Annotated in this window: 21 protein-coding genes and 1 pseudogene; 6 read left to right on the forward strand and 16 right to left on the reverse strand. The window is 64.6% G+C overall.

Annotated features, from left to right (window positions below; genetic code table 11):
* Positions 1–111: 111 nt before the first annotated feature.
* Positions 112–2,142 carry a methyl-accepting chemotaxis protein gene (locus AACY13_RS16805; RefSeq protein ID WP_339462728.1) on the reverse strand — a complete coding sequence of 677 codons (2,031 nt, stop codon included), beginning with the start codon at positions 2,140–2,142 and terminating at the stop codon, positions 112–114.
* Between the two features lie 241 nt (positions 2,143–2,383).
* A complete protein-coding gene (locus tag AACY13_RS16810) occupies positions 2,384–3,604 on the reverse strand; it encodes an HD-GYP domain-containing protein (RefSeq protein WP_339462729.1) in 1,221 nt (406 codons plus the stop codon).
* A 174-nt stretch (positions 3,605–3,778) separates the two neighbouring features.
* Here AACY13_RS16810 and AACY13_RS16815 point away from each other — a divergent pair, with 174 nt between their 5' ends.
* Positions 3,779–4,666, forward strand: a complete 888-nt coding sequence (locus AACY13_RS16815) for an acyltransferase (protein WP_339462730.1) — start codon at positions 3,779–3,781, stop codon at positions 4,664–4,666.
* A gap of 99 nt (positions 4,667–4,765) precedes the next feature.
* Here AACY13_RS16815 and fdhA read toward each other — a convergent pair whose 3' ends face one another.
* The 9 genes from fdhA to AACY13_RS16860 form a co-directional block, all read right to left on the reverse strand.
* Positions 4,766–5,965, reverse strand: coding sequence for a formaldehyde dehydrogenase, glutathione-independent (gene fdhA, locus AACY13_RS16820; protein WP_339462731.1), 1,200 nt, complete (start codon positions 5,963–5,965; stop codon positions 4,766–4,768).
* A gap of 336 nt (positions 5,966–6,301) precedes the next feature.
* Positions 6,302–7,165, reverse strand: a complete 864-nt coding sequence (gene purU, locus AACY13_RS16825) for a formyltetrahydrofolate deformylase (protein ID WP_339462732.1) — start codon at positions 7,163–7,165, stop codon at positions 6,302–6,304.
* Between the two features lie 100 nt (positions 7,166–7,265).
* Entirely contained in the window at positions 7,266–7,895 is a 630-nt protein-coding gene (locus AACY13_RS16830) for a sarcosine oxidase subunit gamma (protein ID WP_339462733.1), read from the reverse strand.
* Entirely contained in the window at positions 7,888–10,905 is a 3,018-nt protein-coding gene (locus AACY13_RS16835; RefSeq protein WP_339462734.1) for a sarcosine oxidase subunit alpha, read from the reverse strand. The genes AACY13_RS16830 and AACY13_RS16835 overlap by 8 nt, the downstream gene beginning before the upstream one ends.
* Positions 10,902–11,228 carry a sarcosine oxidase subunit delta gene (locus AACY13_RS16840; RefSeq protein WP_339462735.1) on the reverse strand — a complete coding sequence of 109 codons (327 nt, stop codon included), beginning with the start codon at positions 11,226–11,228 and terminating at the stop codon, positions 10,902–10,904. Before AACY13_RS16840 ends, AACY13_RS16835 begins: the two co-directional genes overlap by 4 nt.
* 55 nt (positions 11,229–11,283) lie before the next feature.
* Positions 11,284–12,534, reverse strand: coding sequence for a sarcosine oxidase subunit beta family protein (locus AACY13_RS16845; RefSeq protein WP_339462736.1), 1,251 nt, complete (start codon positions 12,532–12,534; stop codon positions 11,284–11,286).
* A gap of 167 nt (positions 12,535–12,701) precedes the next feature.
* On the reverse strand, positions 12,702–13,955 hold the full coding sequence (glyA, locus tag AACY13_RS16850) for a serine hydroxymethyltransferase (RefSeq protein WP_339462737.1): 1,254 nt from the start codon (positions 13,953–13,955) through the stop codon (positions 12,702–12,704).
* A gap of 286 nt (positions 13,956–14,241) precedes the next feature.
* Positions 14,242–14,982, reverse strand: a complete 741-nt coding sequence (locus tag AACY13_RS16855; RefSeq protein WP_339462738.1) for a TraX family protein — start codon at positions 14,980–14,982, stop codon at positions 14,242–14,244.
* Between the two features lie 63 nt (positions 14,983–15,045).
* Positions 15,046–15,348 (reverse strand): hypothetical protein, encoded by a 303-nt coding sequence (locus AACY13_RS16860; protein WP_339462739.1) that lies wholly within the window; start codon positions 15,346–15,348, stop codon positions 15,046–15,048.
* A 249-nt stretch (positions 15,349–15,597) separates the two neighbouring features.
* Here AACY13_RS16860 and AACY13_RS16865 point away from each other — a divergent pair, with 249 nt between their 5' ends.
* The 4 genes and pseudogenes from AACY13_RS16865 (at position 15,598) to AACY13_RS22730 (ending at position 17,915) form a co-directional block, all read left to right on the forward strand.
* Positions 15,598–16,641: a threonine aldolase family protein gene (locus AACY13_RS16865; protein ID WP_339462740.1), complete on the forward strand. Its 1,044-nt coding sequence runs from the start codon at positions 15,598–15,600 to the stop codon at positions 16,639–16,641.
* 122 nt (positions 16,642–16,763) lie between these two features.
* On the forward strand, positions 16,764–17,021 hold the full coding sequence (locus tag AACY13_RS16870) for a hypothetical protein (protein WP_339462741.1): 258 nt from the start codon (positions 16,764–16,766) through the stop codon (positions 17,019–17,021).
* A 304-nt stretch (positions 17,022–17,325) separates the two neighbouring features.
* Positions 17,326–17,751 (forward strand): annotated as a pseudogene (locus AACY13_RS22725) (pyridoxine/pyridoxamine 5'-phosphate oxidase); the annotation flags it as partial.
* A 95-nt stretch (positions 17,752–17,846) separates the two neighbouring features.
* Positions 17,847–17,915, forward strand: coding sequence for a hypothetical protein (locus tag AACY13_RS22730; protein WP_445262590.1), 69 nt, complete (start codon positions 17,847–17,849; stop codon positions 17,913–17,915).
* A gap of 11 nt (positions 17,916–17,926) precedes the next feature.
* Here the strand turns inward: AACY13_RS22730 and gbcB are convergent, their stop codons facing one another.
* Positions 17,927–19,030: a glycine-betaine demethylase subunit GbcB gene (gene gbcB, locus AACY13_RS16880; protein ID WP_339462743.1), complete on the reverse strand. Its 1,104-nt coding sequence runs from the start codon at positions 19,028–19,030 to the stop codon at positions 17,927–17,929.
* Positions 19,031–19,430: 400 nt separating this feature from the next.
* On the opposite strand from gbcB, the gene gbcA reads away from it, so the two are divergent.
* Positions 19,431–20,723 (forward strand): glycine-betaine demethylase subunit GbcA, encoded by a 1,293-nt coding sequence (gbcA, locus tag AACY13_RS16885; protein ID WP_339462744.1) that lies wholly within the window; start codon positions 19,431–19,433, stop codon positions 20,721–20,723.
* Positions 20,724–20,956: 233 nt separating this feature from the next.
* Here gbcA and AACY13_RS16890 read toward each other — a convergent pair whose 3' ends face one another.
* The 4 genes from AACY13_RS16890 to AACY13_RS16905 form a co-directional block, all read right to left on the reverse strand.
* Positions 20,957–21,883, reverse strand: coding sequence for an alpha/beta hydrolase (locus AACY13_RS16890; protein WP_339462745.1), 927 nt, complete (start codon positions 21,881–21,883; stop codon positions 20,957–20,959).
* 50 nt (positions 21,884–21,933) lie between these two features.
* Positions 21,934–22,407: a thioesterase family protein gene (locus AACY13_RS16895; protein ID WP_339462746.1), complete on the reverse strand. Its 474-nt coding sequence runs from the start codon at positions 22,405–22,407 to the stop codon at positions 21,934–21,936.
* Between the two features lie 59 nt (positions 22,408–22,466).
* Positions 22,467–23,432, reverse strand: coding sequence for an L-carnitine dehydrogenase (locus AACY13_RS16900; RefSeq protein WP_339462747.1), 966 nt, complete (start codon positions 23,430–23,432; stop codon positions 22,467–22,469).
* A gap of 99 nt (positions 23,433–23,531) precedes the next feature.
* Entirely contained in the window at positions 23,532–24,419 is an 888-nt protein-coding gene (locus AACY13_RS16905; RefSeq protein WP_339462748.1) for a 3-keto-5-aminohexanoate cleavage protein, read from the reverse strand.
* Between the last annotated feature and the right edge of the window lie 3 nt (positions 24,420–24,422).

Here is a 24,422-nt window from a genome sequence, read left to right on the forward strand (position 1 = left end):
CACCCCGCTAGCCCTGCCGACCGCCCGGTGGGTTACGGCGCATCCATATCCGCGCAATCTTGCAGAATCCAGACATGCGCCTAACCCACCCTACAGATAGCAACGGGACGGCTAATCCAGCTTGAAGCGCGCGGTATTCTGCTCCAGGGCCTGGCTGCCCAGGCGCAACTGTTCGGCGGCGGCACTGACCGCCTGGGCCCCGTCGAGCAGGGCGCTGGCGGCCTGATCGACCTGCTGGATATTGCCGCTGACTTCATCGGCGGTGGCCGCCTGCTGCTCGGCGGCGGTGGCGATCTGCGCCAGGCGGTCGCTGACCAGTTGCACCGATTCGACTATGGCCCCCAAATCTTCGCCCATGGCCAGCACGCTGCCGACATCGCCCTCGGCCTGCTGTACCGCCTCCTCCATCAGGGTCACGGACTGGCCGACCACCCGGTGCAGGTTGGCCACCGTCTCGGCGATTTCCGCCGTGGAGTTCTGCGTGCGCTGGGACAGGCTGCGCACCTCGTCGGCGACCACGGCAAAACCACGCCCCTGCTCGCCGGCACGAGCCGCCTCGATGGCGGCGTTGAGTGCCAGCAGGTTGGTCTGCTCGGCAATCCCCTTGATCACATCCACCACCCGGGTGATCTGCTCGGTCTGCTCGCGCAGTTGCTGCAGGGTGGCAGCGCTGTCGCCCAGGCGGCGACTGAGCTGACGCATGCTGTCACTGGTACGGGCGCTGCGCTGGTTGCTCTGGTTGGCGATTTCGCGGGTTTGCCCGGCTTCCACCGCGGCCTGCTCGCAGCTTTGCGCGACGCTTTGCGCGGTGGCCGCCATTTGCGTGGCGGCGGCGGCGATCTGACTCATCTGCGCCTGCTGCTGCTCGACCGACTGCAGGGCGTTCTGCGCCTCGCCATTGAGCATGCCAACCGTATTGCCGAGTTGCTGGCTCTGCTGGTTGACCCCCTGCATGGAGTCGCGCAACTGGCTGACGGCGGCATTCAGGGCCTGGGCGATACTGGCCAGATCATCCGCACCGTGCACCTGCATGCGCACCCGCAAGTCGCCGTCACGCAGGCCTTCGGCGGCCAGGATGATGCCGGCGGTGCTGCGGCGGATCGAGGCATTGAGACAGAACAGCACATAGAGCGCCAGCAGGGTCAGCAGGCTGAAAACACCGATCGCCTCGGCCATCAGGGTCAGCGCCATGCCGCGGTAATCCCCCAGGCTCGCGTCGAACTGCCGATACAACGCCTGCTGCAGGGCGTTGAGCTGGCCCTGCAGCAACTCGATGCGTTGCACGAACTGCTCCGGGGTCAGGGCCATGGGGCTGGCCTCGAACATGTCGCGGTCGATCCCGGCAAGAAAGCTTTCATAGCCTTGCAGGGCCTCGCTGTAGGGCTCCTGCAACTGGCGCATGGCCTCGGGGGCTTCCAGGCTCAGGGTGGCCTGGGCCTTGAGCAGCTGGCTGCGCGACTCGTCGAGATTGCGCCGCAGATCACGAATCAGCACCCGGCTCTGCAGGGTGAAATGCTGCGACACCACCGCGCCATGGCCCTGACTGGCAAAGCTGCCCAGTTGTTCGAGCAGACGCGGCAAGGTATAGGTCAGCTGCTCCATCATCAGGTAGGTGTCGAGCTGTGGATCGAGAATCAGGCCGCTGTCGGTGGCCACCTGCTCGCGCAACGCCAGCAGACCCAGCAGGGTCTTTTGGTAACGTTCCAGGGCATCGGGCAGGGCCAGTTTGCCCAGGGCGTCGACGCTCAATGCGCCCCGCCCGGCTTCCAGTCCCTGAAAATGCTGCCTGGCCTGCTCGCTGACCAACTCGTCCTGCAGCGGCGCGGCCAGCGCCTGCAACGCCTGGTCGAGGCTGCCGGCGCGCTGCTGCATCAGCGCCTGAGCCTGGCTATCGGTACCCTTCCAGCGTGCCAGCAAGGTGCGCTGTTCGATCAGTGCCCGCTGCACGTCCGCCATGGCCTGCAATGCCTGCATGCCCTGCCGCTCGTGGTCGATGGCGCGCAGGCGCTCCAGATAATTGCTGCTGATCACCCACAGCGAGAACCCCAACGGCAGGGCAAACAGAACGAACACCAGCTGAAACTTGCGCGCGAAGCTGAACCGCTCCAGCAGCCGCACCCCCGGTTTGAGTACTCCAGTCATAACTACCTCAGCCTGTGTAACGCACCTTCTAGGCGGGTGCGCTAAAGCAGCAGATCAAGCAAGAAACGCGCCCGCAGCAAACGTCAACTAACAGGCAGTTGCCTTGAGCATAGTTGCCCTGCGTTCGGGGGGCGTAACCTGACTGAGCGGCGCGCAGCCCAACAAGGCGCAGGTCGGCGTGGTTGCGCCCGGGCCATTGGCGTTGGCCTTAGCGTCGCCACCCAGCCTTGCGCGCCCCCGCCTACAACCCGCTCCAGAGCTCGTTGATATGCTGAAAGCCCCAGTCGGCGGCGGATTCGCGCGCGACGATCCTGTCGCGTCCGACCAGCCTGGCCAGATCGAGGGTTTCCTGAGGAATCGGGATCTTCGACTTGGCCGAGAAAAACACCTTGACCTTGGGCGCGAGCAAGGACCTGGCCTGCTGCTCCATGACCACGCCAATGCGCCCGCTTGCCAGGCGCACCAGCGAACCCACCGGGTAAATGCCCACGGTTTTGACAAAGGCCTGGAACACCTCGGGATCGAAATGGCCTTTCCACTCGGCCATCTTGCGGATCGATTCGGCCGGGTCCCAGCCGGCCTTGTAGGGCCGGTTGGAGGTGATCGCGTCATACACGTCGCACACCGTCCCCATACGCGCATACAGGCTGATCTGCTCGCCGGCCAGGCGATGCGGGTAGCCGCTGCCATCCATCTTCTCGTGGTGATGCAGACAGACATCCAGCACCAGCGCACTGAGCTGTTTGCTCTCCAGCAGCATCTGCGAGCCCGCCACGGGGTGATCACGCACCGTGGCGAATTCGCTGTCGGTCAGCTTGCCCGGCTTGTTCAGCACGGCATCGGGTATGACCATCTTGCCGATGTCATGCAGCAAACCGGCCAGCCCGGCCTCGCGCACCAGGGCTTCGTTGAGGCCCAGTTGGCGCGCCAGGGCAATCATCAGCGCGCAGACGGCCACCGAATGCATGTAGGTGTACTCATCGGCATTTTTCAGCCGCGCCAGGCTGATCAAGGCATTGGGATGGCGCAGCACCGAATCGGAGATCTCCTCGACCAGCTCACCCGCCTGCTCGAACTGCAGCGCCTGGCCCATGCGCGCATCGCCAAACATGCTGACCACCGCCGCCTTGGCATTGGCGCACAGCTTGACCGCGCGCTGCAGCTCATCCTCCATCGCCACGCCCTGGCTAACGGGCCGGCTCTGCACCGCCGCCAGCAGACTGGCTTCGGCTGCAGCCGCGACATCTTCGGGGCTGACACTGGGGGTACCCTCGGCGACGTCGAGCCCCTTGCTGACATCGATCCACAGCTCGCCAATGCTGCTGGCGCGGATCCGCTGCAGGTCTTTTTCCGATTTGAGGAGAAACCTGGATTTCCAGAAGGGATGATCCATCCATGCGCCACAGAACTCATGGATATACATACCAACGCAGAGGTCGGCCACAGCGATGCACTTCAACATGGATCGCCCCCGAAGAAGGAAACACCAACGCGCCAAGACAGCGTAGACGATCAAGCTGGGCCATTGACATGCAGCGGGCGATTAGTGGCAATAAGACATCAGCCGCAGGGGCGGCTTGGAAGCCATGGCGCGACTGCTTATCATCGCCCCCTCTGCGCCCCACAAGGAATTGCCATGCGCCGCCTGCTGACCGCCGCCAGCGTTACCCTGCTGTTGCTGCTCAATACCCTGCTGCTGATCGGCCCCTTGCTGCTGATCGCCCTGGGCAAGTTCGTGCTGCCCGGCAAGGCGCTGAAGACCGCCAGCTCGCGCGGGGTGATGTGGGTGGCGGAAAGCTGGGCCGAGCTGAACAAGCTGATCTTCGCCACGCTGCTGCCGACCCGCTGGGATATCCGCGGCAACGCCGAGCTGCGCCAGAGCACCTCCTATCTGGTGATCAGCAACCACCAGAGCTGGGTGGACATTCCCGCCCTGATCCAGGCGTTCAACCGCAAGACGCCCTATTTCAAGTTCTTCCTCAAGCAGCAGCTGCTCTGGGTACCCCTGCTCGGCCTTGCCTTCTGGGCCCTGGATTACCCCTTTATGCGCCGCTATTCCAAGGCTTTTCTGGCCAGACATCCCGAACTCAAGGGCCAGGACCTGGAGATCACCAAGCGTGCCTGTGCCAAGTTCAAGGACCTGCCGGTAACCGTGGTCAACTACCTGGAAGGCACCCGTTTCACCCCGGCCAAGCACTCCGCCCAAGGCTCGCCCTACCGCCACCTGCTCAAGCCCAAGGCCGGCGGCGTGGCCTTTGTCCTCGCCACCCTGGGCGAAGAACTGGACAAGGTGCTGGATGTCACCCTGGTTTACCCGCACGGCCGCATCCCGGGCTTCTGGCAGCTGATCAGCGGCCAGGTGGACAAGGTCATAGTGGATATCCAGACTCGCGAACTCGACCCGGCGCTGTGGCAGGGCGATTATCAGAACGACGCGGCGTTTCGCCAGTGCGTGCAGAACTGGGTCACGCGCTTGTGGGAAGAGAAGGATGCGCGGATCGCGCAGATTCGTGCGGAAGGCTGAAATAGCTCGCGGCTAAAGCTGAATGCCGCCCAGCCCCTCCCACATGGACAGTGGGTCCTGCGGGAGGGGCTTTAGCCGCGATGGTTTAACCGCCGCCGATCAGGCTGCGCTGAACATCTTGTGCGGGTCGATAACGAATTTCTTCGGCACGCCGGCATCGAACTCGCCGTAACCGCGCGGCGCATCGTCCAGGCTGATGACCTGCACGCCCACCACTTCGGCGATGTTGATGCGGTCCCACATGATCGCCTGCATCAGCGCACGGTTGTACTTCATCACCGGAGTCTGGCCGGTGTGGAAGCTGTGCGACTTGGCCCAGCCCAGGCCGAAGCGGATGCTCAGCGCACCCTTCTTCGCCGCGGCATCGACCGCACCTGGATCATCGGTAACGTACAGACCGGGGATACCGATCTTGCCGGCGACCCGGACCACGCCCATCAGCGAGTTGAGCACGGTGGCCGGAGCCTCATGCTGCACCCCGGCATGGCCATGACCGCGGGCTTCGAAGCCCACCGCGTCGATGGCGCAATCGACTTCCGGCTCACCAAGCAGGGCGGCGATCTGTTCGTGCAGCGGAATATCCAGGGACAGATCGGCGATTTCGAAGCCCTGAGCCTTGGCATGCACCAGACGCACCGGGTTGACGTCGCCGACGATCACCACCGCCGCGCCGAGCAGACGCGCGGAGGCGGCAGCGGCCAGACCGACTGGGCCGGCACCGGCGATATACACGGTGCTGCCCGGGCCGACGCCGGCGGTGACCGCACCGTGGTAGCCGGTCGGCAGGATGTCGGAGAGGCAGGTCAGGTCGCGGATCTTCTCCATCGCCCTGTCGCGGTCCGGCAGTTTCAGCAGGTTGAAGTCGGCGTACGGCACCATGGCGTATTCGGCCTGGCCGCCGGTCCAGTCGCCCATGTCGACGTAACCGTAGGCACCGCCGGGGCGGGCCGGGTTGACAGACAGGCAGACGCCGGTGTGTTGTTCCTTGCAGCTGCGGCAGCGACCGCAGGCGACGTTGAACGGCACCGAAACCAGATCGCCGATCTGCAGATTCTCGACGTCGCTGCCCTTCTCGATCACCTCACCGGTGATCTCGTGACCCAGCACCAGGCCGGTTTGCGCCGTGGTCCGGCCACGCACCATGTGCTGGTCGGAGCCGCAGATATTGGTGGATACCACGCGCAGAATCACCCCGTGTTCGATCTTGCGACCGCGCGGGTCCTGCATTTTCGGATAGTCGATTTTCTGTACTTCGACCTTGCCTGCGCCGAGATAGACGACGCCACGATTACCGGACATTGGATGTTCTCCGTTGTTGTTGTGGATACAAAGGCGCGGCCAACGGCCACGCGGCCTTGCAGTGGAGCGTTATGTGTCTGTTGCTGGTGGGGCCGAGAGATTGGCAGTCGGTGATCCACCCGTAGCCCGGATGCAATCCGGGGAAAATTCGTGTAGCAAAATGTGAACCTGCGCCCGCCTTATCCTAACGGCCGACCCTTGGTGCGAATGACGCTGCGGCCAGATAGTGGTCGCTGTTCGCACCGAACCTGCATCCGGATTACATGCGCTGGGCGCACCAGAAGTGCGTTTCACCATTGGTGCGCACGGCCTAGGCGGCCCCGCGCACCCTACGGGTTATGCGTGCAGCACCACGGTACGGTTGGCGTTGAGGAACACCCGCCGTTCGAGGTGGTAAGCGATAGCTTTGGCCAGGGTCTGGCATTCGATGTCGCGGCCCTTGGCGATCAGGTCCTCGGGGTAGTGAGCGTGATCCACCGACTCCACGCCCTGGGCGATGATCGGGCCTTCGTCGAGGTCGTTGTTGATGTAGTGGGCGGTGGCACCGACCAGCTTGACGCCCTTCTGATAGGCCTGGTGGTAGGGCTTGGCCCCCTTGAATCCGGGCAGCAGCGAGTGGTGGATATTGATCGCCCAGCCATCGAGCTTGCGGCACAGCTCGGGTGAGAGCACCTGCATATAGCGGGCAAGCACCACCAGTTCCGCACCGGTTTCTTCGATCACCTGCAACACCTTGCGCTCCTGCGCCGGCTTGTCGTTGGGGTCGAGGGCAAAGTGGTAGTAGGGAATCTCGTGCCAACGCGCCAGCGGTTCCAGGTCCGGGTGATTGGAAATCACCGCGACCACGTCCATCGGCAACTGGCCAATACGCTGGCGATACAGCAGGTCGTTAAGACAGTGGTCGGCCTTCGACACCATCAGCACCACCTTGGCCCGGTAGCCCGGTGGGGTCAGCTCGACCTGCATGTCGAAGGGTGCCAGACGCTCCTGTACACCTGCACGGAACTCGGCCTCGTCGAAACCATCCGGCTGGCGGAACTCCACGCGGATAAAGAAGCGCGCGGACAGACGATCATCGAACGAATGGTGTTCGGTGACGTAGCAGCGCTGCTCGAAGAGAAAGCGCGTCACCGCATCCACGGTGCCGAGCACGCTCGGGCAATGGGCGGTGAGAATCCAGGTATCGGGGGTGTGGCTCATGGTCATGGCCTCGGTAGTCTGCGCCTTGTGGCGCTCGTGGGACGGGCTTTAGTCGCGACAGTAGTTCGCGGCTAAAGCCCCTTCCACAGGGTGTTTGTCGTCAGGCCTTGATCGCCAACCCAAACTCGGCGCAAGCATCCTGCAGCCACAGCCAGATGTAGTCGGAGAAGCTGCGGCGCACCAGCAGCTCCCAGGTTTCCTCGCCGGTATGGCGGATCACCAGTTGCGACTTGGCGAACGCGGTACCGACCGCCTTGCCCACCGGGAAGTTGCTCGGATGCACGTCGTAGGGGGTCGACTTCATCAGCACTTCGCGCACCTTGGCACCGCTCAGTTCAAGAATGGTCTGACCACCGCTGACGTTGACCACCGAGATGTGCTGGCCAGCCAGGGCTTCGCGCAGCTTCTGCTCGGTGGCGAACTCCTCGCCACTCGGCACGATCAGCAGCCACTCGTCCGGGCCCATCCACTGCAGCGAGGTCTCGCCCTTGGCCACCAGGGTCAGGGCCACCGGCAGCTCCAGGCCGAGGGCCTTGTGCACGCCGCCGGCAAAATCGGCGTCGTCGGCGTCGCCGCGCAGGGTCAGGTGACCCTGCAGCTTCTTCTCGCGCAGGGTCACCCCGGCGCTGCTCTTGCCCTTGCGGGCCATCTCGTCGAGGCCCGCGTGGAACAGCGGCGACTCGGCGCGGCCAGTGTCGGGGCGTTGCTTGTAGACATTGACGTTAGACATTCTGGCGATCCCCTTTCGGGTCAAAGAACACGGGGCTGACGATTTCGGCTTCGATCACGCTGCCATCCACCAGCGGCGCGAACACGCGCTCGCCGATACGCTTGAGACCGCCCTTGACCAGGGCCATGGCGAAGGAATAGTTCATCGCCGCGCTCATGTAGCTGGAGGTGACGTGGCCGACCATGGTCATCGGGATGGACTGCTTGGGATCGAATACCAGTTGCGCGCCTTCGGGCAGCACCTTGTCCGGATCGACCGGTTTAAGGCCCACAAGCTGCTTGCGGTTCTCGCGCACGCAGTCCTCGCGGTTCATGCCGCGCCAGCCGATCCAGGAGAATGGCTTGGTGCGACCGACGCACCAGCCCATGCCCAGGTCGTCCGGGGTGACCGAGCCATCGGTGTCCTGGCCGACGATGATGAAACCCTTCTCGGCCCGCAACACGTGCATGGTCTCGGTGCCATAGGGGGTCAGGCCGTGTTTCTTGCCTGCCTCGATGATCTTTTCCCACACGGCCAGGGCGTAATCGGCCTGGATGTTGACCTCATAGCTCAGCTCGCCGGTGAAGGAGATGCGGAACACCCGCGCCGGTACGCCGCCGACCTTGCCTTCCTGCCAGGTCATGAACGGGAAAGCGTCCTTGTCCAGGTCGATGTCGGTGACTTCGCTCAGCAGCTTGCGGCTGTTGGGGCCGGACAGGGTCATGGTCGCCCAGTGGTCGGTGACCGAGGTGAAGTACACCTTGAGCTCCGGCCATTCGGTCTGGTGGTAGATCTCCAGCCACTCCATCACCCGTGCGGCACCGCCGGTGGTGGTGGTCATGAGGAAGTGGTTGTCGGCCAGACAGGCGGTTACACCGTCGTCGAAGACCATGCCATCTTCCTTGCACATCAGGCCGTAGCGGGCCTTGCCCACGTCCAGCTTGGTCCAGGCGTTGGTGTACACGCGGTTGAGGAACTCGCGCGCATCCGGGCCCTGGATGTCGATCTTGCCCAGGGTCGAGGCATCGAGGATGCCCACCGCGTTGCGCACGGCCAGGCACTCACGGGCCACCGCGGCGTGCAGGTCTTCGCCCTGCTTGGGGAAGTACCAGGGACGCTTCCACTGGCCGACGTCCTCGAACTCGGCACCGTTCTGCAGGTGCCACTTTTGCATCGCGGTGTAGCGCTTGGCCTCGAACAACTCGCCGCAATGACGGCCGGCGAGTGCGCCGAAGGTCACCGGGGTGTAGTTCGGGCGGAACATGGTGGTGCCCATCTGCGCGATGCTGATGTTCATCGAACGGGCGGCGATGGCCAGACCGTTGATATTGCCCAGCTTGCCCTGGTCGGTGCCGAAGCCCAGCGCGGTGTAGCGCTTGACGTGCTCGACCGACTCGAAGCCCTCGCGGGTGGCCAGTTCGATACCGGCCGCGGTGACGTCGTTCTGCAGGTCGACGAACTGCTTGGGCGCACGCGCCGTGGGCTTGTCGTGGGGGATCTGGAACAACGCGATGGACGGTTCCTCGACGCGTTTCTCGACCTTCGGCAGGCTGCCAGTGACGGTCTTGAAGCCGGCCTCGGCGGCAGCCATGGTGCCGGACTCGAAGCCATCGGCGAGGGCGTCGCCGAGGTTGAACACGCCATTCACCGCACCAGCGCACAGGCGCTTCTGGAAACCTTCACCGGGAACGAAGGCGAGGATGTCTTCGCGCCAGGTCGGACGGCCGCCGAGGTGCGACGCCAGGTGCACCACCGGGCTGTAGCCGCCGGAGCTGACGATCAGGTCGCAGTCGAGCACTTCGCCGGGGCTGGTGACTTTATGGCTGGTGATATCGATGGCGCAGATCCGCGCGCCAGTTACGCGCTTGCTGCCACGCGCTTCGACCACCGCACTGCCGGTGAGGACGCGTACGCCGCGCCGGCGCGCTTCCTCGACCCAGCTGCCGCGTGGATTAGTGCGTGCATCGGCTACGGCGACCACCGGCAGGCCGGCGTCGAGCCAGTCGAGCACCACGCGGTAGGAATAATCGTTGTTGGTCGACAGCACCAGTTGCTTGCCCGGTGCCACGCCGTAACGGCGTACGTAGGTGGACACCGCATCGGCGAGCATATTGCCCGGCACGTCGTTGTTGGCGTACACCAGCGGCCGCTCGTGGGCGCCGGTGGCCAGCACTACACGCTTGGCACGCACGCGGTGCATGCGTTGACGGACCATGCCCATGGGCGCGACTTCACCGAGGTGATCGGTCAGGCGCTGGTGGATGGTCAGGAAGTTGTGGTCGTGGTAGCCGTTCACGGTGGCGCGCGGCAACAGAGTCACTTCCGGCATTTTTTCCAGCTCGGCGATGGCCTTGGCGGCCCAATCCGACGCTGGCTTGCCGTCGAGGGTCTCGCGGGTACCGAGCAGGCTGCCGCCGAACTCTTCCTGTTCGTCGGCGAGGATCACCCGCGCACCGCTACGGCCGGCGGCCAGGGCCGCGGCCAGGCCGGCGGGGCCGGCACCGACCACCAGCACGTCGCAGTGCTGGTTGAGGTAGTCGTAGCTGTCCGGATCGTTTTCCTTGGGCGCACGGCCGAGACCTGCGGCCTTACGAATGTACTTCTCGTAGGTCAGCCAGAGGTTCTGCGGGTACATAAAGGTCTTGTAGTAGAAGCCGGGCGGCATCATGCCGCCGCCAACCTTGCCGAGAATGCCCATCAGGTCGGTGTTGACGTTCGGCCAGCCGTTCACGCTGTTGGCGGTCAGACCGGCGTACAGCGCTTGTTGAGTGGCGCGTACGTTGGGGATCTGCGCGGCTTCAGTGGAACCGATCTGCAGTACGGCGTTCGGCTCTTCGGCACCGGCGGCGACGATGCCACGTGGACGCGAGTACTTGAAGCTACGGCCGACCACCTCGACGCCGTTGGCCAGCAATGCGGCGGCCAGGGTGTCGCCGGCGAAGCCCTGATAGGTCTCGCCATTGAAGCTGAAGCTCAGAGGCTGGCTGCGGTCGATGCGGCCACCCTGGGAAAGACGATTGACCTGGCTCATGCCGTTACTCCTTGGTCGACAGCCTTCTTCGCAGCGAGCGAAGCCTCAGTCACGCTGGGCCGCTCGCCGATCTTGTAGGTTTCGAGGATTTCGTAGCTCACCGTGTGACGGGTGACGTTGAAGTACTGACGGCAGCCCGCCGCGTGGATCCACAGCTCGTGGTGGACGCCGCGTGGATTGTCGCGGAAGAACAGGTAATCGCCCCATTCCTCGTCGGTGCAGGCGTTCGGATCGAGGGGGCGCGCGATGTGCGCCTGGCCGCCGGCGTGATATTCCTCTTCGGAGCGCAGCTCGCCGCAGTGAGGGCAGAAGATATGCAACATGATCGGTACCTCCAGAAAACCTTCCTCCCTCCGCCGTCGGCGGAGGGGGCCAAAATCAGTGTGCGACCCCAGCCGCGCCGTGTTCGTCGATCAGTGCACCGTTGTAGAAACGGTCCATGGAGAACGGCTTGGCCAGCGGGTGCATCTCACCCTTGGCCAGGCTCGCAGCGAACACGTGGCCTGAGCCCGGAGTCGCCTTGAAGCCGCCGGTACCCCAACCACAGTTGAAGAACAGGTTCTTCACCGGGGTCTTGCTGATGATCGGGCAGGCATCTGGGCAGGTGTCGACGATGCCGCCCCACTGACGGTTCATGCGGACCCGCGAGAGCACCGGGAACATCTCGACGATGGCCTGCAGGGTGTGCTCGATGGTCGGGTAGGAACCGCGCTGGCCGTAGCCGTTGTAGCCGTCGATGCCGGCACCGATAACCAGGTCGCCCTTGTCCGACTGGCTGATATAGCCATGCACGGCGTTGGACATGATCACGGTGTCGATGATCGGCTTGATCGGCTCGGACACCAGCGCCTGCAGCGGGTGGGATTCGAGCGGCAAGCGGAAGCCGGCCTGCTTGGCCATGTGCCCGGAGTTACCGGCGGTGACCACACCGACGCGCTTGCCACCGATAAAGCCCTTATTGGTTTCCACGCCGATGCACACACCGTTTTCCTTGCGGAAGCCGATCACTTCGGTCTGCTGGATCAGGTCGACGCCCAGGGCGTCGGCGGCGCGGGCATAACCCCAGGCCACCGCATCGTGACGGGCAACGCCGCCGCGACGCTGCAGGGAGGCACCGAGGATCGGATAACGGGTATTCTTCGAGCAATCCAGGTAGGGAATCATATCCGCCACCTGCTGGGTGTTGAGTACTTCGCCGTCGACGCCGTTGAGGCGGTTGGCGCTGACCCGGCGCTCGATGTCGCGCATGTCCTGCAGGGTGTGGCCGAGGTTAAACACGCCGCGCTGGGAGAACATGACGTTGTAGTTGATGTCCTGGGACAGGCCTTCCCACAACTTCATGGCGTGCTCGTAGAGCTGCGCCGACTCATCCCACAGGTAGTTGGAACGCACGATGGTGGTGTTGCGCGCGGTGTTACCGCCGCCCAGCCAGCCTTTCTCGATCACCGCGACGTTCTTCACGCCGAACTCCTTGGCCAGGTAATAGGCGGTCGCCAGGCCGTGGCCGCCACCGCCGACGATGATCACGTCGTATACCGGCTTGGGCGTGGGATTGCGCCACATGCGCTGCCAGTTCTCATGGTGGCTGAAGGAGTGCTTGAACAGGCCGAAGCCGGAATAACGTTGCATGGGATGCTCCTAAATCTGGGTACTGCTTGGCCACCGATCAAAACGAGTCAGAGCGTAGGGTGGGTTAGCCGCGAAGCGGCGTAACCCACCGCTGCTATGAGACCCCACGCGCCTTGGCTCTGGTGGATTACGCCTGCGGCGAACCCACCGTACGGGTACTGCGAAACTTAACGATAGACCGGATAATCGGCGCACAGACCGGCGGCCAAGGTGGCGACCTGCGCCTCGACGTCGGCATCGCCGAGGTGATCGAGGATGTCGCAGATCCAGCCGGCCAGCTCGATGCTCTGCTGCTCCAGGAAGCCGCGGGAGGTAATCGCCGGGGTGCCGATGCGCAGGCCCGAGGTGACGAACGGCGACTGCGGGTCGTTAGGTACCGAGTTCTTGTTCACGGTGATACCGGCGCGACCGAGAGCGGCGTCGGCGTCTTTACCGGTCAGGCCCTGACGGATCAGGCTGACCAGGAACAGGTGGTTATCGGTGCCGCCGGAGACCACGTCAAAACCGCGATCGATAAACACCTTGGCCATGGCCTGGGCATTCTTGATTACCTGGGCCTGGTATTCCTTGAAGCCTGGCTCCAGCGCTTCCTTGAAGCACACGGCCTTGGCGGCGATCACGTGCATCAGCGGGCCGCCCTGGGCACCGGGGAACACCGCGGCATTGAGTTTCTTCTCGATTTCAGGGTTGGCCTTGGCCAGGATCAGGCCGCCACGCGGACCGCGCAGGGTCTTGTGGGTGGTGGTGGTGACCACGTCAGCGTAAGGCAGCGGGTTCGGGTACAGACCGGCGGCGACCAGGCCAGCGACGTGAGCCATGTCGACGAACAGCAGCGCACCGACCTTGTCGGCGATGGCGCGGAAGCGCGGGAAATCCAGGGTTTTCGAATAAGCAGAGAAGCCGGCGACGATCATCTTCGGCTGGCACTCGACAGCCAGACGCTCGACTTCGTCGTAGTCGATCAGGCCGGTGGTGGTGTCGATACCGTACTGCACGGCGTTGTACAGTTTGCCCGAGGAGCTGACCTTGGAACCGTGGGTCAGGTGGCCGCCGTGGGCCAGGCTCATGCCCAGAATGGTGTCGCCGGCATTGATCAGCGCCAGGTAGACGGCGCTGTTGGCCGAGGAACCGGAGTGCGGCTGAACGTTGGCGAAGTCAGCGCCGAACAGTTGCTTGGCGCGGTCGATGGCCAGCTGCTCGACCACGTCGACGTGCTCGCAGCCACCGTAGTAGCGCTTGCCCGGATAGCCTTCGGCGTACTTGTTGGTCAGGCCGCTGCCCTGGGCTTCCATCACGCGCTTGCTGGTGTAGTTTTCCGAGGCGATCAGCTCGATATGATGTTCCTGACGGCTCTCCTCGGCGTTTATGGCGCTAAGCAGTTCGTCGTCGTAGCCTTTAATCTGGTCGTCTTTGCTGAACATCGCGGATCTCCTGCGGCACCCGTGTGCGGTGTCTGTATGGCGGTCATGGGGACGGGCCCCAGTTGCAATCGATGGTATGACTCGCCCTGATCGGTCAGATGCCTATACACGCCACGGGAGATTGCGTTTGCGACATGCATGTTTGCGCCATGCGGACAGGCGACAACCCGCCCTAAGCCGGCACGGATCGGTAGCCGGATGAAATCCGGGGGAAATTGGCGCAGACGCTCCCACGCTCGCGGATTGCGCCAATGCGTATTCAGGCGACGAGGCGATGCAACGGCAGCTAACGCAGCCACTCGCGGATGGCCACCAGCACCAGGAAGTGCCCCGGATAGAACAGGTAGGCCCAGCGCCGTACAGGCGGCACAGGCAGCGCCAGTGGCTGACGCAACAACCAAAGTCCGAACAGCGGAGCCAGGGCGCAACTGGCGATCACCGTCCAGGCGAAGGGGTCGCCACGGGCCGCATCGATATAGAACGGCGGCCAGTAATTGCCCAGCAGGCACAGCAGGGGCGGCCACACCCAGCCGGGGTTGGGACGTTGCAGGGCATAGAGAAACGCCGCCGGCAGCAGCGCGCCGGGCAAACCGAACATCAGCCAGGGATGAGCGAACAGCGCCAGCAACAGCGCGCCCAGACCCAACCAGCGGCGCTGGCCATGGGGATGCTGCGCAGCACTGGCAATCAGCAGGCCCAGGGCCAGGGTCGGCAACACATTGAGCGACTGCGGCGTTTGCACCAGCAGGCGATAGGGCCACTCCGACAGCAGGGCAAAACCCAGCAGCAGGCCAAGATAGCGCAGCGCTATGGGCCGGCGCTCGCCGGGCACGGGACGCGCCAGGTTGGCGGCGATGGCCAGACAGAACAGCGGAAAGGCCAGCCGCCCGGGAATATAGACGACGTACAGCTGCGGCCAGACATGGCGCAGGTGGTCGATCAGCATGCTCAGCAGCGCCAGCCACTTGAGCAGGTCCAGCGCGGCATCGCGGGGCGGACGGCCTGGAGTGGCCAAGGTATTCGGCATGACGGCAGTTCTGGCTCCGAAGGAGTTCGACCTTAACTCAAGGAGCCCTCATGCCGTTATCCATCACTCCTGCAGCTTGCCGCTACAGCTACTGGAGGCCTGCAGCAAACGCTGCTGCATGGCCGGATCAGGCGGCGACTGACGCCCCATGGCCTGCAGTTCGGCCTCGCTGAACTGGCTGCTGACCTTGTCGGCCGCGCATTCGCAATAGGCTTGCAGCTGCGCCTTGCTGTGGTCCGTCTGGGCGCTGGCGACGCATTCCCGGGCGAACTCGGCCTTGGCACCCGCGGGCCACTCTTCTGCGGCGGTGGCCGGCAAGGCGAAGGCCAGGGGGGCGAACACTGCAACGAGGTAACGATAATTCATGGGGAACTCCTGTTCGGGTCTATGGCATCGGCCCGTACGGGCCGAGCACTAACTGTGAGGCCGGGCATGCCGATCAGTTCCGTTTATTTGGCGGACTGTGCCCACGCGGCGGAGTTCGCCGTCCAGTCTCCAGGTCCAATAGCGCCTGGGCTTAACAAGATGTCGCAGCAGCGGCGGCAAGCCCCCTGCACTCGCGACTAGAGTATGGCCATACGCGCCCTCCCCGCGCCGATATAGAAGGAACTAGCAATGCCCGATACCGCCCAACAGTTTGCCAGCGACAACTACTCCGGCATCTGCCCGGAAGCCTGGGCCGCCATGGCCGAGGCCAACCAGGGCCACGATCGCGCCTACGGCGACGATCAGTGGACGGCACGCGCCGCCGATCACTTCCGCCGCCTGTTCGAGACCGACTGCGAAGTGTTCTTCGCCTTCAACGGCACCGCGGCCAACTCCCTGGCCCTGGCCGCCCTGTGCCAGAGCTACCACAGCGTGATCTGCTCGGACACCGCCCACGTCGAAACCGACGAATGCGGCGCGCCGGAGTTCTTTTCCAACGGTTCCAAGCTGCTGCTGGCCGAGACCGAGCACGGCAAGCTGACCCCCGCGGCGATCCGCGAAGTCGCCCTAAAGCGCCAGGACATCCACTACCCCAAGCCGCGGGTGGTGACCCTGACCCAGGCCACCGAGGTCGGCACCGTCTACCGCCCCGAGGAAGTCCGCGCCATCAGCGCGACCTGCCGCGAGCTGGGGCTCAACCTGCATATGGATGGTGCACGCTTCTCCAACGCCTGCGCCTTTCTCGGCTGCAGCCCGGCCGAACTGACCTGGAAGGCCGGGGTCGACGTGCTGTGTTTCGGCGGCACCAAGAACGGCATGGCGGTGGGCGAAGCCATCCTGTTCTTCAACAAGGCCCTGGCCGAGGACTTCGACTACCGTTGCAAACAGGCCGGTCAGCTGGCCTCGAAGATGCGCTACCTGTCCGCGCCCTGGGTCGGCATCCTGCAGGGCGACGCCTGGCTGAAGTATGCCCACCACGCCAACCGCTGCGCGCGCCTGTTGGCCGAGCTGGTCGAGGATATCCCCGGGGTCAGCCTGATGTTCCCGGTGCAGGCCAACGGCGTGTTCCTGCAGATGTCAGAAACGGCCCTGGAAACCCTGCGCGGCCAGGGCTGGCGCTTCTACACCTTTATCGGGGCCGGCGGCGCACGCTTTATGTGCTCCTGGGATACCGACGAGGCGCGGGTGCGCCAGCTGGCCGCGGATATCCGCACGGCGATGCAGGCGGGCTGAGGTCGCAGGCAGTCGCCCTGCCCTGCTGCTCGTCCGGCCGCGCGCCCAGACCAGGTGACTGCGGCTACGCTGTTGGGTAGAGCCGCACAACCTTGGCGCAATCGAGCAATGGGAGCACGCCGATGGACACTAAAGACAAACTTGAATTCAGCCTGGCCGACCTCAGCCTCGAAGAGCTGAGCCTCGCCCCCCTTGAGGAAGCCAGCGAACAGCCGGCACCGAGCAAGACCCAGGCCCAATTCAAGATCGATACCCGCGGCAAGAGCGAACGCCGCACCCATAGCGACAGACGCAAGGAGATCCGCTTCGAGGCGGATCGAAGAAAGACCGAGGATCGCCGCGCCGGGCCCAAACCCTGGGCACCCGGCACGGAGATCTAGCCCTGTATCAAGCAGGCCGGTTTAGCGGGCCCGCGTCAACGCCTCCTCGACTACCTCGTCGGTCACTAGCCGCTAGCCGCTTGCGCCGATAGCGCTCGCCACCCCTCGCCTCGCTGGCGCAGGCCTGCATTCTTGCCGACCCGGTGATACGAGGCGTGCGCGGGACTCCCTGGCAATGCCCCAATGGCATGACAAACAGGCGAAAAGCCTGACCCAGATCAATAGGGTCTCGAGCCAGATACCGAAGATGGAGTCGAAGGGCTCGGCAGCTGACGCACTTGCCGCCAACAGAGGGCCGCAGACGATGCCAAACAACCAGGCGCTTTACCAAGAGGCACTGCTGCAGTTGCAGCACTTGATCGACGCAGCCGCCGAGCGTGGCATGGCGGAGCCGCATGCGGCGGCGCTGGCCACCGCGGATACCCGGGCTCGGCCATCGGTGCGCACCGTGCATATCGTCGCGGTGGAGGAAGACGGGCTGCTGTTCTTCGCCAGCCTGCAGAGCGGCAAAGGCCAGCAACTGCTGGAGAATCCACGCGCAGGGCTGTGCTTCTTCTGGCCGGAGCTTCAGGAGCAGGTGATAGTCGAGGGCACGGTGCTGTTGCAGTCCGCTGCCACCTCGGACAGTTACTGGCAACGCCGGGCGCGGGAGGCGCAGCTGAGTGCCTGGGTGTCCCGCCAGGGTTCGCCAGCACCGACCAAGAAGGATGCGTTGCACCAGCAGGCGCGCCAACTCGAACAGACCCTGGGCTTCGCAACGCGCTGTGGCATGCCTTCCGCATCCAGCCAGAACGCATCGAGTTCTGGCCGTCAGGCTGGCAGCGCATGCGTGAGCGGGTGCGCTACAGCAAAAGCAGTGACGGCCAGTGGTCGCGACAGAGCGTCAACCCTTGATTGGGCGACTGTTAGTACTCGATCGCCACATCGCCTCTGGGCACGCTGCAGCAGGACAGGATATAGCCCTCGGCGACATCCTCGTCGGTGATCCCGCCGTTGTGCACCATGTCCACCTCGCCCTCGGTCTTCATCACCTTGCAGGTGCCACAGATGCCCATGCCGCAGGCCTTGGGGATATGCAGGCCAAGCTTGGCGGCGGCCGAATGCACGGTCTCGCCCGGATCGACGCGAATGCTCTTGCCGGTACTGGTGAATGCCACCTGATGCTGATCGGCCACAGGCACTGGATCGGCATCAGCGGCTTCGGCAGCCAGCTCCTTGACCTCGGCACGGACCTCCGGCGGCGTCGCCCCGAAGGACTCCTCGTGATAGTGCTGCATATCAAAGCCATTGCTTTCGAGCAGGCGTTTGATCGCGTTCATATAAGGCGTCGGGCCGCAGCAGAAGATTTCCCGCTCCAGGAAATCAGGAGCAATCAACTCCAACATCTTCTGGTTGAGGTAGCCGCGATAGCCGGCCCAGGCCTCACCCAGCCCGTGCTTCTCGCAGATCACATGGAGGCTGAAGTTGTTGATCCGCGCGGCCATATGTTCCAGCTCGCGGTGGTAGATGATGTCCTTGGGCGAGCGCGCGCTGTGCACGAAGACCATGTCGACATTGGCGTTGGTGTCGTAGAACCAGCGCGCCATCGACATCACCGGGGTAATGCCGACCCCTCCGCTGAGGTAGAGCACCTTCTCGGCGGGAAAGTCGATGGCGTTGAACAGCCCGACCGGGCCGTGCGCCGGCAGCTCCTGCCCTTCCTGCAGGTTGTCGTGCAGCCAGTTGGAAACCTTGCCGCCCGGCACCCGCTTGATGGTGATGGAAAAGCTATAAGGTACCGATGGCGAACTGGAAATGGTGTAGGAACGCATCACCGGCTGGCCGTCGATCTCCAGCTCCAGGGTCACGAACTGCCCTGGCTTGAAGAAATACAACACCGGCTGATCGGCCATAAAGCAGAAGCTGCGTACGTCCCAGGTCTCCTGGATGACTTTGACGCAACGCACCATATGCCGACCGTTGCTCCAGGTCTGGGTGGTAACCGGGTTGAGGAAGTCGTTCGTCGTCATGGACGTCTCTCCGCGCGGCCGGACATCGGCCTTGTATGGAGCGATTGTGCGTACTGGCGCAGGCGCTCATTTATCTGCCAGCGACATTTACATGCTTATCGCGACCGGCCGCGCAACCGGTGGTTTGCCGCGTCGGAAACGGATGTAAGCATGTCGCCCATGGGCAAGGTTTTCCCCACGCCCAGCGCCACACTCGCCATCAGCCGAACAAGAAAGGTCATGAGCGTATTCTCCGTTCACCCGACGCACCAGCGGCAGGTGCCGAACGAGGCAATGACGCCACCTTGCGTGAGGGGCTGCTGGCGCAGCGATGAGAGTCGCAATGCGTCGTCAGACCAGATAACCGATTAGCCACTTTTTGCGGCCACTCGCACCGCGAGTCGCCATTGAGGAGTCACCGATGGACGCTACTTCTACCCTGAGCCTGGGCGACCCGCTGGACCCCGCACGCAAGGCCACCGCCGAGATGCTGCAGAACCGCGAGCGCACCTTCTCCCTGCCGCAGCCGTTCTACAATGACGAGCGGCTGTTCCAGATCGATATGCAGGAGATCTTCCACAAGGAATGGCTGATCGCCGGCATGACCTGCGAGATCCCGGCCAAGGGCAACTTCCTCACCCTGCAGCTCGGCGACAACCCGATCATGGTGATCCGCGGTGCCGATGGCGTGGTGCATGCCTTCCATAACGTCTGCCGCCATCGCGGCTCGCGCCTGTGCACCAGCGACAAGGGCAAGGTGGCCAAGCTGGTTTGCCCCTACCACCAGTGGACCTACGAACTGGATGGACGCCTGCTGTTCGCCGGCACCGAAATGGGTGCGGATTTCGACCTCAAGGACTACAGCCTCAAGCCAGTCAACTGCAAGGTCGCCGGCGGCTATATCTTTATCTCCCTGGCGGAAAACCCGCCGGCCATCGACGATTTCCTCAGCACCCTGGCTCACTATATGGAGCCCTACGACATGGAAAACACCAAGGTGGCGGTGCAGTCCACCCTGGTGGAAAAGGCCAACTGGAAGCTGGTGCTCGAGAACAACCGCGAGTGCTACCACTGCAATGGCGCGCACCCGGAACTGCTCAACACCCTGCTGGAGTGGGACGACGTCACCGACCCGCGCGCCAGCCAGGCGTTCAAGGATCACGTCGCCGTGTCCGCCGCCAAGTGGGACGCCGAGAAGATCCCTTACGCCCACGCCAGCTTCGGCCTGCGCAACCGCATCGTGCGCATGCCGCTGCTCAAGGGCACAGTGTCCATGACCATGGATGGCAAGCAAGGCAGCAAGAAACTCATGGGCCGCATCCAGAACCCCGACCTCGGCTCCATGCGCATCCTCCATCTGCCGCATTCGTGGAACCACTGCATGGGCGATCACCTGATCGTCTTCACCGTGTGGCCGATCAGCGCCCAGGAAACCATGGTCACCACCAAGTGGATAGTGCACAAGGACGCCGTGGAAGGCGTCGACTACGACGTAGCGCGCCTGCGTCAGGTATGGGACGCCACCAATGACCAGGACCGTCGCCTGGCCGAAGAGAACCAGCGCGGCATCAACTCCACCGCCTATCAACCCGGCCCCTACTCGAAGACCTACGAGTTCGGCGTGGTCAACTTTATCGACTGGTACAGCGAGCGCGTGCTGAACAACCTGGGCGCAGAGCCTGCGGCCTATCTGCGCCAGGTCGGCATGGAGTAACGCCTATGCCCTGGGGCCTGATGCTGCTGATCGGACTGACGCTCTACGGCCTCGCCGCTGGCCGGCGAGCGCGCCCGCCCAAGGACACCCCGACACACTGAGACCCACCTCGAGGGTCTTTTTTGGCCCCTGCCGGATACCCCGGGCAGGGGCTTTTTTTTGCCCTGTAGCCATTGCCTGCGGCCTACAGCCTGCCCTGGCGCGCACAGCGCACCCTACGAATTTTGGCCCCTTCAGACTGCCGTGGCCAGCCAGGCGCACAGACGTTGGTACAGGCGGTCCACCTCGGCCACCCGTCCCAGCCCACGCAGACAGCCGTGAACCAGGCCCGGCCCCGGCTCGAACAGCACCGGCACCCCATCGAGCGCCAGGCGTTCGGCGTAGCGGGCGGCGTCATCGCGCAAAAGATCGAACTCGGCGGCGGCGACAAAGGCCGGGGCCAGGCCGACGAAATCGCTGGCCGCCAGGGGCAGCGCCAAGGGGTTCTGCTGTTGCTCGGGGTTCGCCAGGTAGATATCCAGGCAGGCCTGCAGCTCGGCGCGGCTCAGCAGGGGCGCATCGGCGCAACGCTGGTGCGAAGGCAAGGCCTGCGCGCTCAGGATCGGATAGACCAGTGCCTGGGCGCAAGGTTGGCGCTGCCCCGTCGCGCGCAGGGCCAGGCACAGGGCCACCGCAAGATTGCCGCCGGCGCTGTCGCCGGCCACTGCCAGCCGGGCCTGCGCCAGGGGGACATCGAGGTGACCGGCGCGCAGGGCCCGCCAGACGCCCAGGCAGTCCTCCAGGGCCGCGGGAAAAGGCTGCTCGGGGGCCAACCGATAGGCCACGGCCACGACCACCAGCCCCAGGTGTCGCGCCAGATAGGCACAGATAAAGTCGTGGGAGTCGAGGTCGCCGAGCATCCAGCCACCGCCATGCAGGTACAGCAGGCACGGCCAGCCAGCAGCGGGTGCTGGCGCGCCAGGTAGATAGCGGCGCACTGCAACCCCGGCGAGTTGCAGGTCGTTGACCCTCAACCCGGCCGGGCGCTCCCGGCTGAACGCCCGGCACAATGCCCCATAGGCGGCGCGCTGCGCCGCCAGCGAACTGTCCGCGGCAACGTACCTCTGGCTCTCGGCAACGAAAGCCGCCATCTGCGCGGACAAGGGGTAAGACTCGGGCATCGGTCCTCCATACGGGCACGCTCAGGTGCCCGTAGCGCGCGGATCCAGATCTACGCCCTGGCGGGCGGCAGGGCGATCAGTCGGCCGACGCAGGCAGGTTGCGGCAGACCGCGGTGGGCCTCGCCCAGGGCCTGCACCCGCGCCAGCACTTGCGGGTCGAAGGGCGCAGAGCGGCCTAGCGCACTGTCGATATTGATCAGCATCTGCTCGCTCTGCGCCAGACTGACGGCCTCACCTGGGCGGCGCAGATCGTGGTGGATATGCAGGCGTTTGCCGTCATGGGCGAGCAACTGGGTATGCACCTCGACCGCCGCGCCTTGCTTGACCTCGGCCAGGTAGTTGAGGTGGCATTCCAGGGTGTACAGGGTGTGGCCGCTGCGCGCCCGGCCCGCTTCATCCAGACCCAGCTGGTCCATCAGCGCATCGGTGGCATGGCTGAAGATCAGCAGGTAGAAGGCGTCGCGCAGGTGGCCGTTGTAGTCGACCCACTCGGGCAGGACGCTGGTGCGATAAGGGGTGAGCATGGTGGAGCAACCTCGGGGCAAGACGTGACAATTCAGTGTAGGAGCGGGGGCGAGTGAGTTCACTCGGCGAAATCGAAACCGTGCTTGCGCTTGGTCTCTCCGATCGCACCGAGCACCGCCAGCAGGCAGTCGTCGCGGTAGCGCTCCAGCTCGGCGAGGCTGCGGCTGCCCTGCTGTTCGGCAGTGCCTTCGACCACCGCGTCGATCAGCCCCTCGGTCAGCTCGGGTGCCTGCAGATGGGTCCAGGGCAGTTTCAGCGCCGGGCCGAACTGGGCCATAAAGTGGCGCATGCCGGCATCGCCGCCAGCCAGAGTGTAGGTGAGAAAGCTGCCCATAAAGGACCAGCGCAGGCCGGCACCGAAACGAATCGCGTCGTCGATTTCACCGGTGCTGGCCACGCCGTCGTTGACCAGGTGCAGCGCCTCGCGCCACAGCGCTTCGAGCAGGCGATCGGCAATAAAGCCCGGCACTTCCTTGCGCACGTGCAGCGGGCGCATGCCCAGCGACTCGTAGACCCGGATCGCCGCCTGCACCGCCTGCGGCGCGGTGTGCTGGCCGCCCACCACCTCCACCAGCGGCAGCAGGTAGACCGGGTTGAACGGGTGACCGACCACGCAGCGTTCGGGCCGCACGGCATCGGCATAAAACTCGCTGGGCAGCAGCCCCGAGGTGCTGGAGGCGATCAGCACATCCGGCCGCGCTGCCAGGCTGATTCGGGCGTGTAGCTCGCACTTGAGTTCGAGGCGCTCCGGCGCGCTCTCCTGGATAAAGTCGGCGTCGCGCACGCACTCCTCGATGCTGTCGACAAAGCGCAGACGCTGCGACGAAGCACCAGGGGCCAGGCCCTGTTTCTCCAGGGCTGGCCAGGCGTTGGCGATGCGCGTGCGCAGCGCTGCTTCGGTATCAGGGGCCGGGTCCCAGGCGATCACATCGAGGCCGTGGGCCAGGGCGCGGGCGATCCAGCCCGCGCCGATCACGCCGGTGCCGAGGGCGGCGAAGGTCTTCAATTCGGTGACAAAGGGCATGGTCGCTCCTGTAGCCCGGATGCAATCCGGGGTTGGCAATTCAATCGACCCAGGATTGCATCCGGGCTAGGGTTTACGGGTGCTTGTAGGAGCAATGCATCAACCGCGGCGCTTGAGCTTCATCTTTTCCCGCCCCTCGGCCGGGCTCAGGGCGCGGCCGCCGAGGCGTTCGATGATCTCGATGGCGCGCTCGACCAACTGGCCATTGCTGGCGGGTACGCCACGGTCCAGCCAGAGGTTGTCCTCCAGGCCGACCCGCACGTTGCCGCCCAGCAGCATGGCCTGGGCGACCATCGGCATCTGTGACCGGCCGATGCCGAAACCGGCCCAGGTGATGCCCGGCGGCAGGTTGTCGGCCATGGCTTTCATGCTCGTGGTGTCGGCCGGCGCGCCCCAGGGGATGCCCAGGCACAGCTGGATCAGCGGGTCTTCCAGCAGGCCCTCACTGATCAGCTGCTTGGCGAACCAGAGGTGGCCGGTGTCGAAGATCTCCAGCTCGGCCTTGACCCCCAGTTCGGTGATGCGTCGGGCACCGGCACGCAGCTGAGCCGGGGTGGAGACGTAGATAAAGTCGCCGTCGCCGAAGTTCAGGGTGCCGCAGTCGAGGGTGCAGATTTCCGGCAGCAGCTCCTCGACATGGGCCAGGCGCGTCAGCGGCCCGACCAGGTCGCTGCCGGCACCGAATTCCAGGGGCTGTTCGCCGCGGCCGATCTCCAGGTCGCCGCCCATGCCGGCGGTGAGGTTGATGATCACGTCGGTGTCGCTCTCGCGGATGCGCTCGACCAGCTCGCGGTACAGCGCCACATCGCGGCTCGGCTTGCCGGTCTGCGGGTCGCGCACATGGCAGTGGGCGACAGTGGCACCGGCCTTGGCGGCCTCGATGGCAGCGGCGGCGATCTGCTTGGGCGTGACCGGGATGGCCGGGTGCCGGCCGACGGTGTCGCCGGCACCGGTCACCGCACAGGTGACGATGACTTCATGGTTCATGGT

It is taken from the genome of Pseudomonas sp. EA_105y_Pfl2_R69 (assembly GCF_963970915.1).
Lineage (GTDB): Bacteria > Pseudomonadota > Gammaproteobacteria > Pseudomonadales > Pseudomonadaceae > Aquipseudomonas.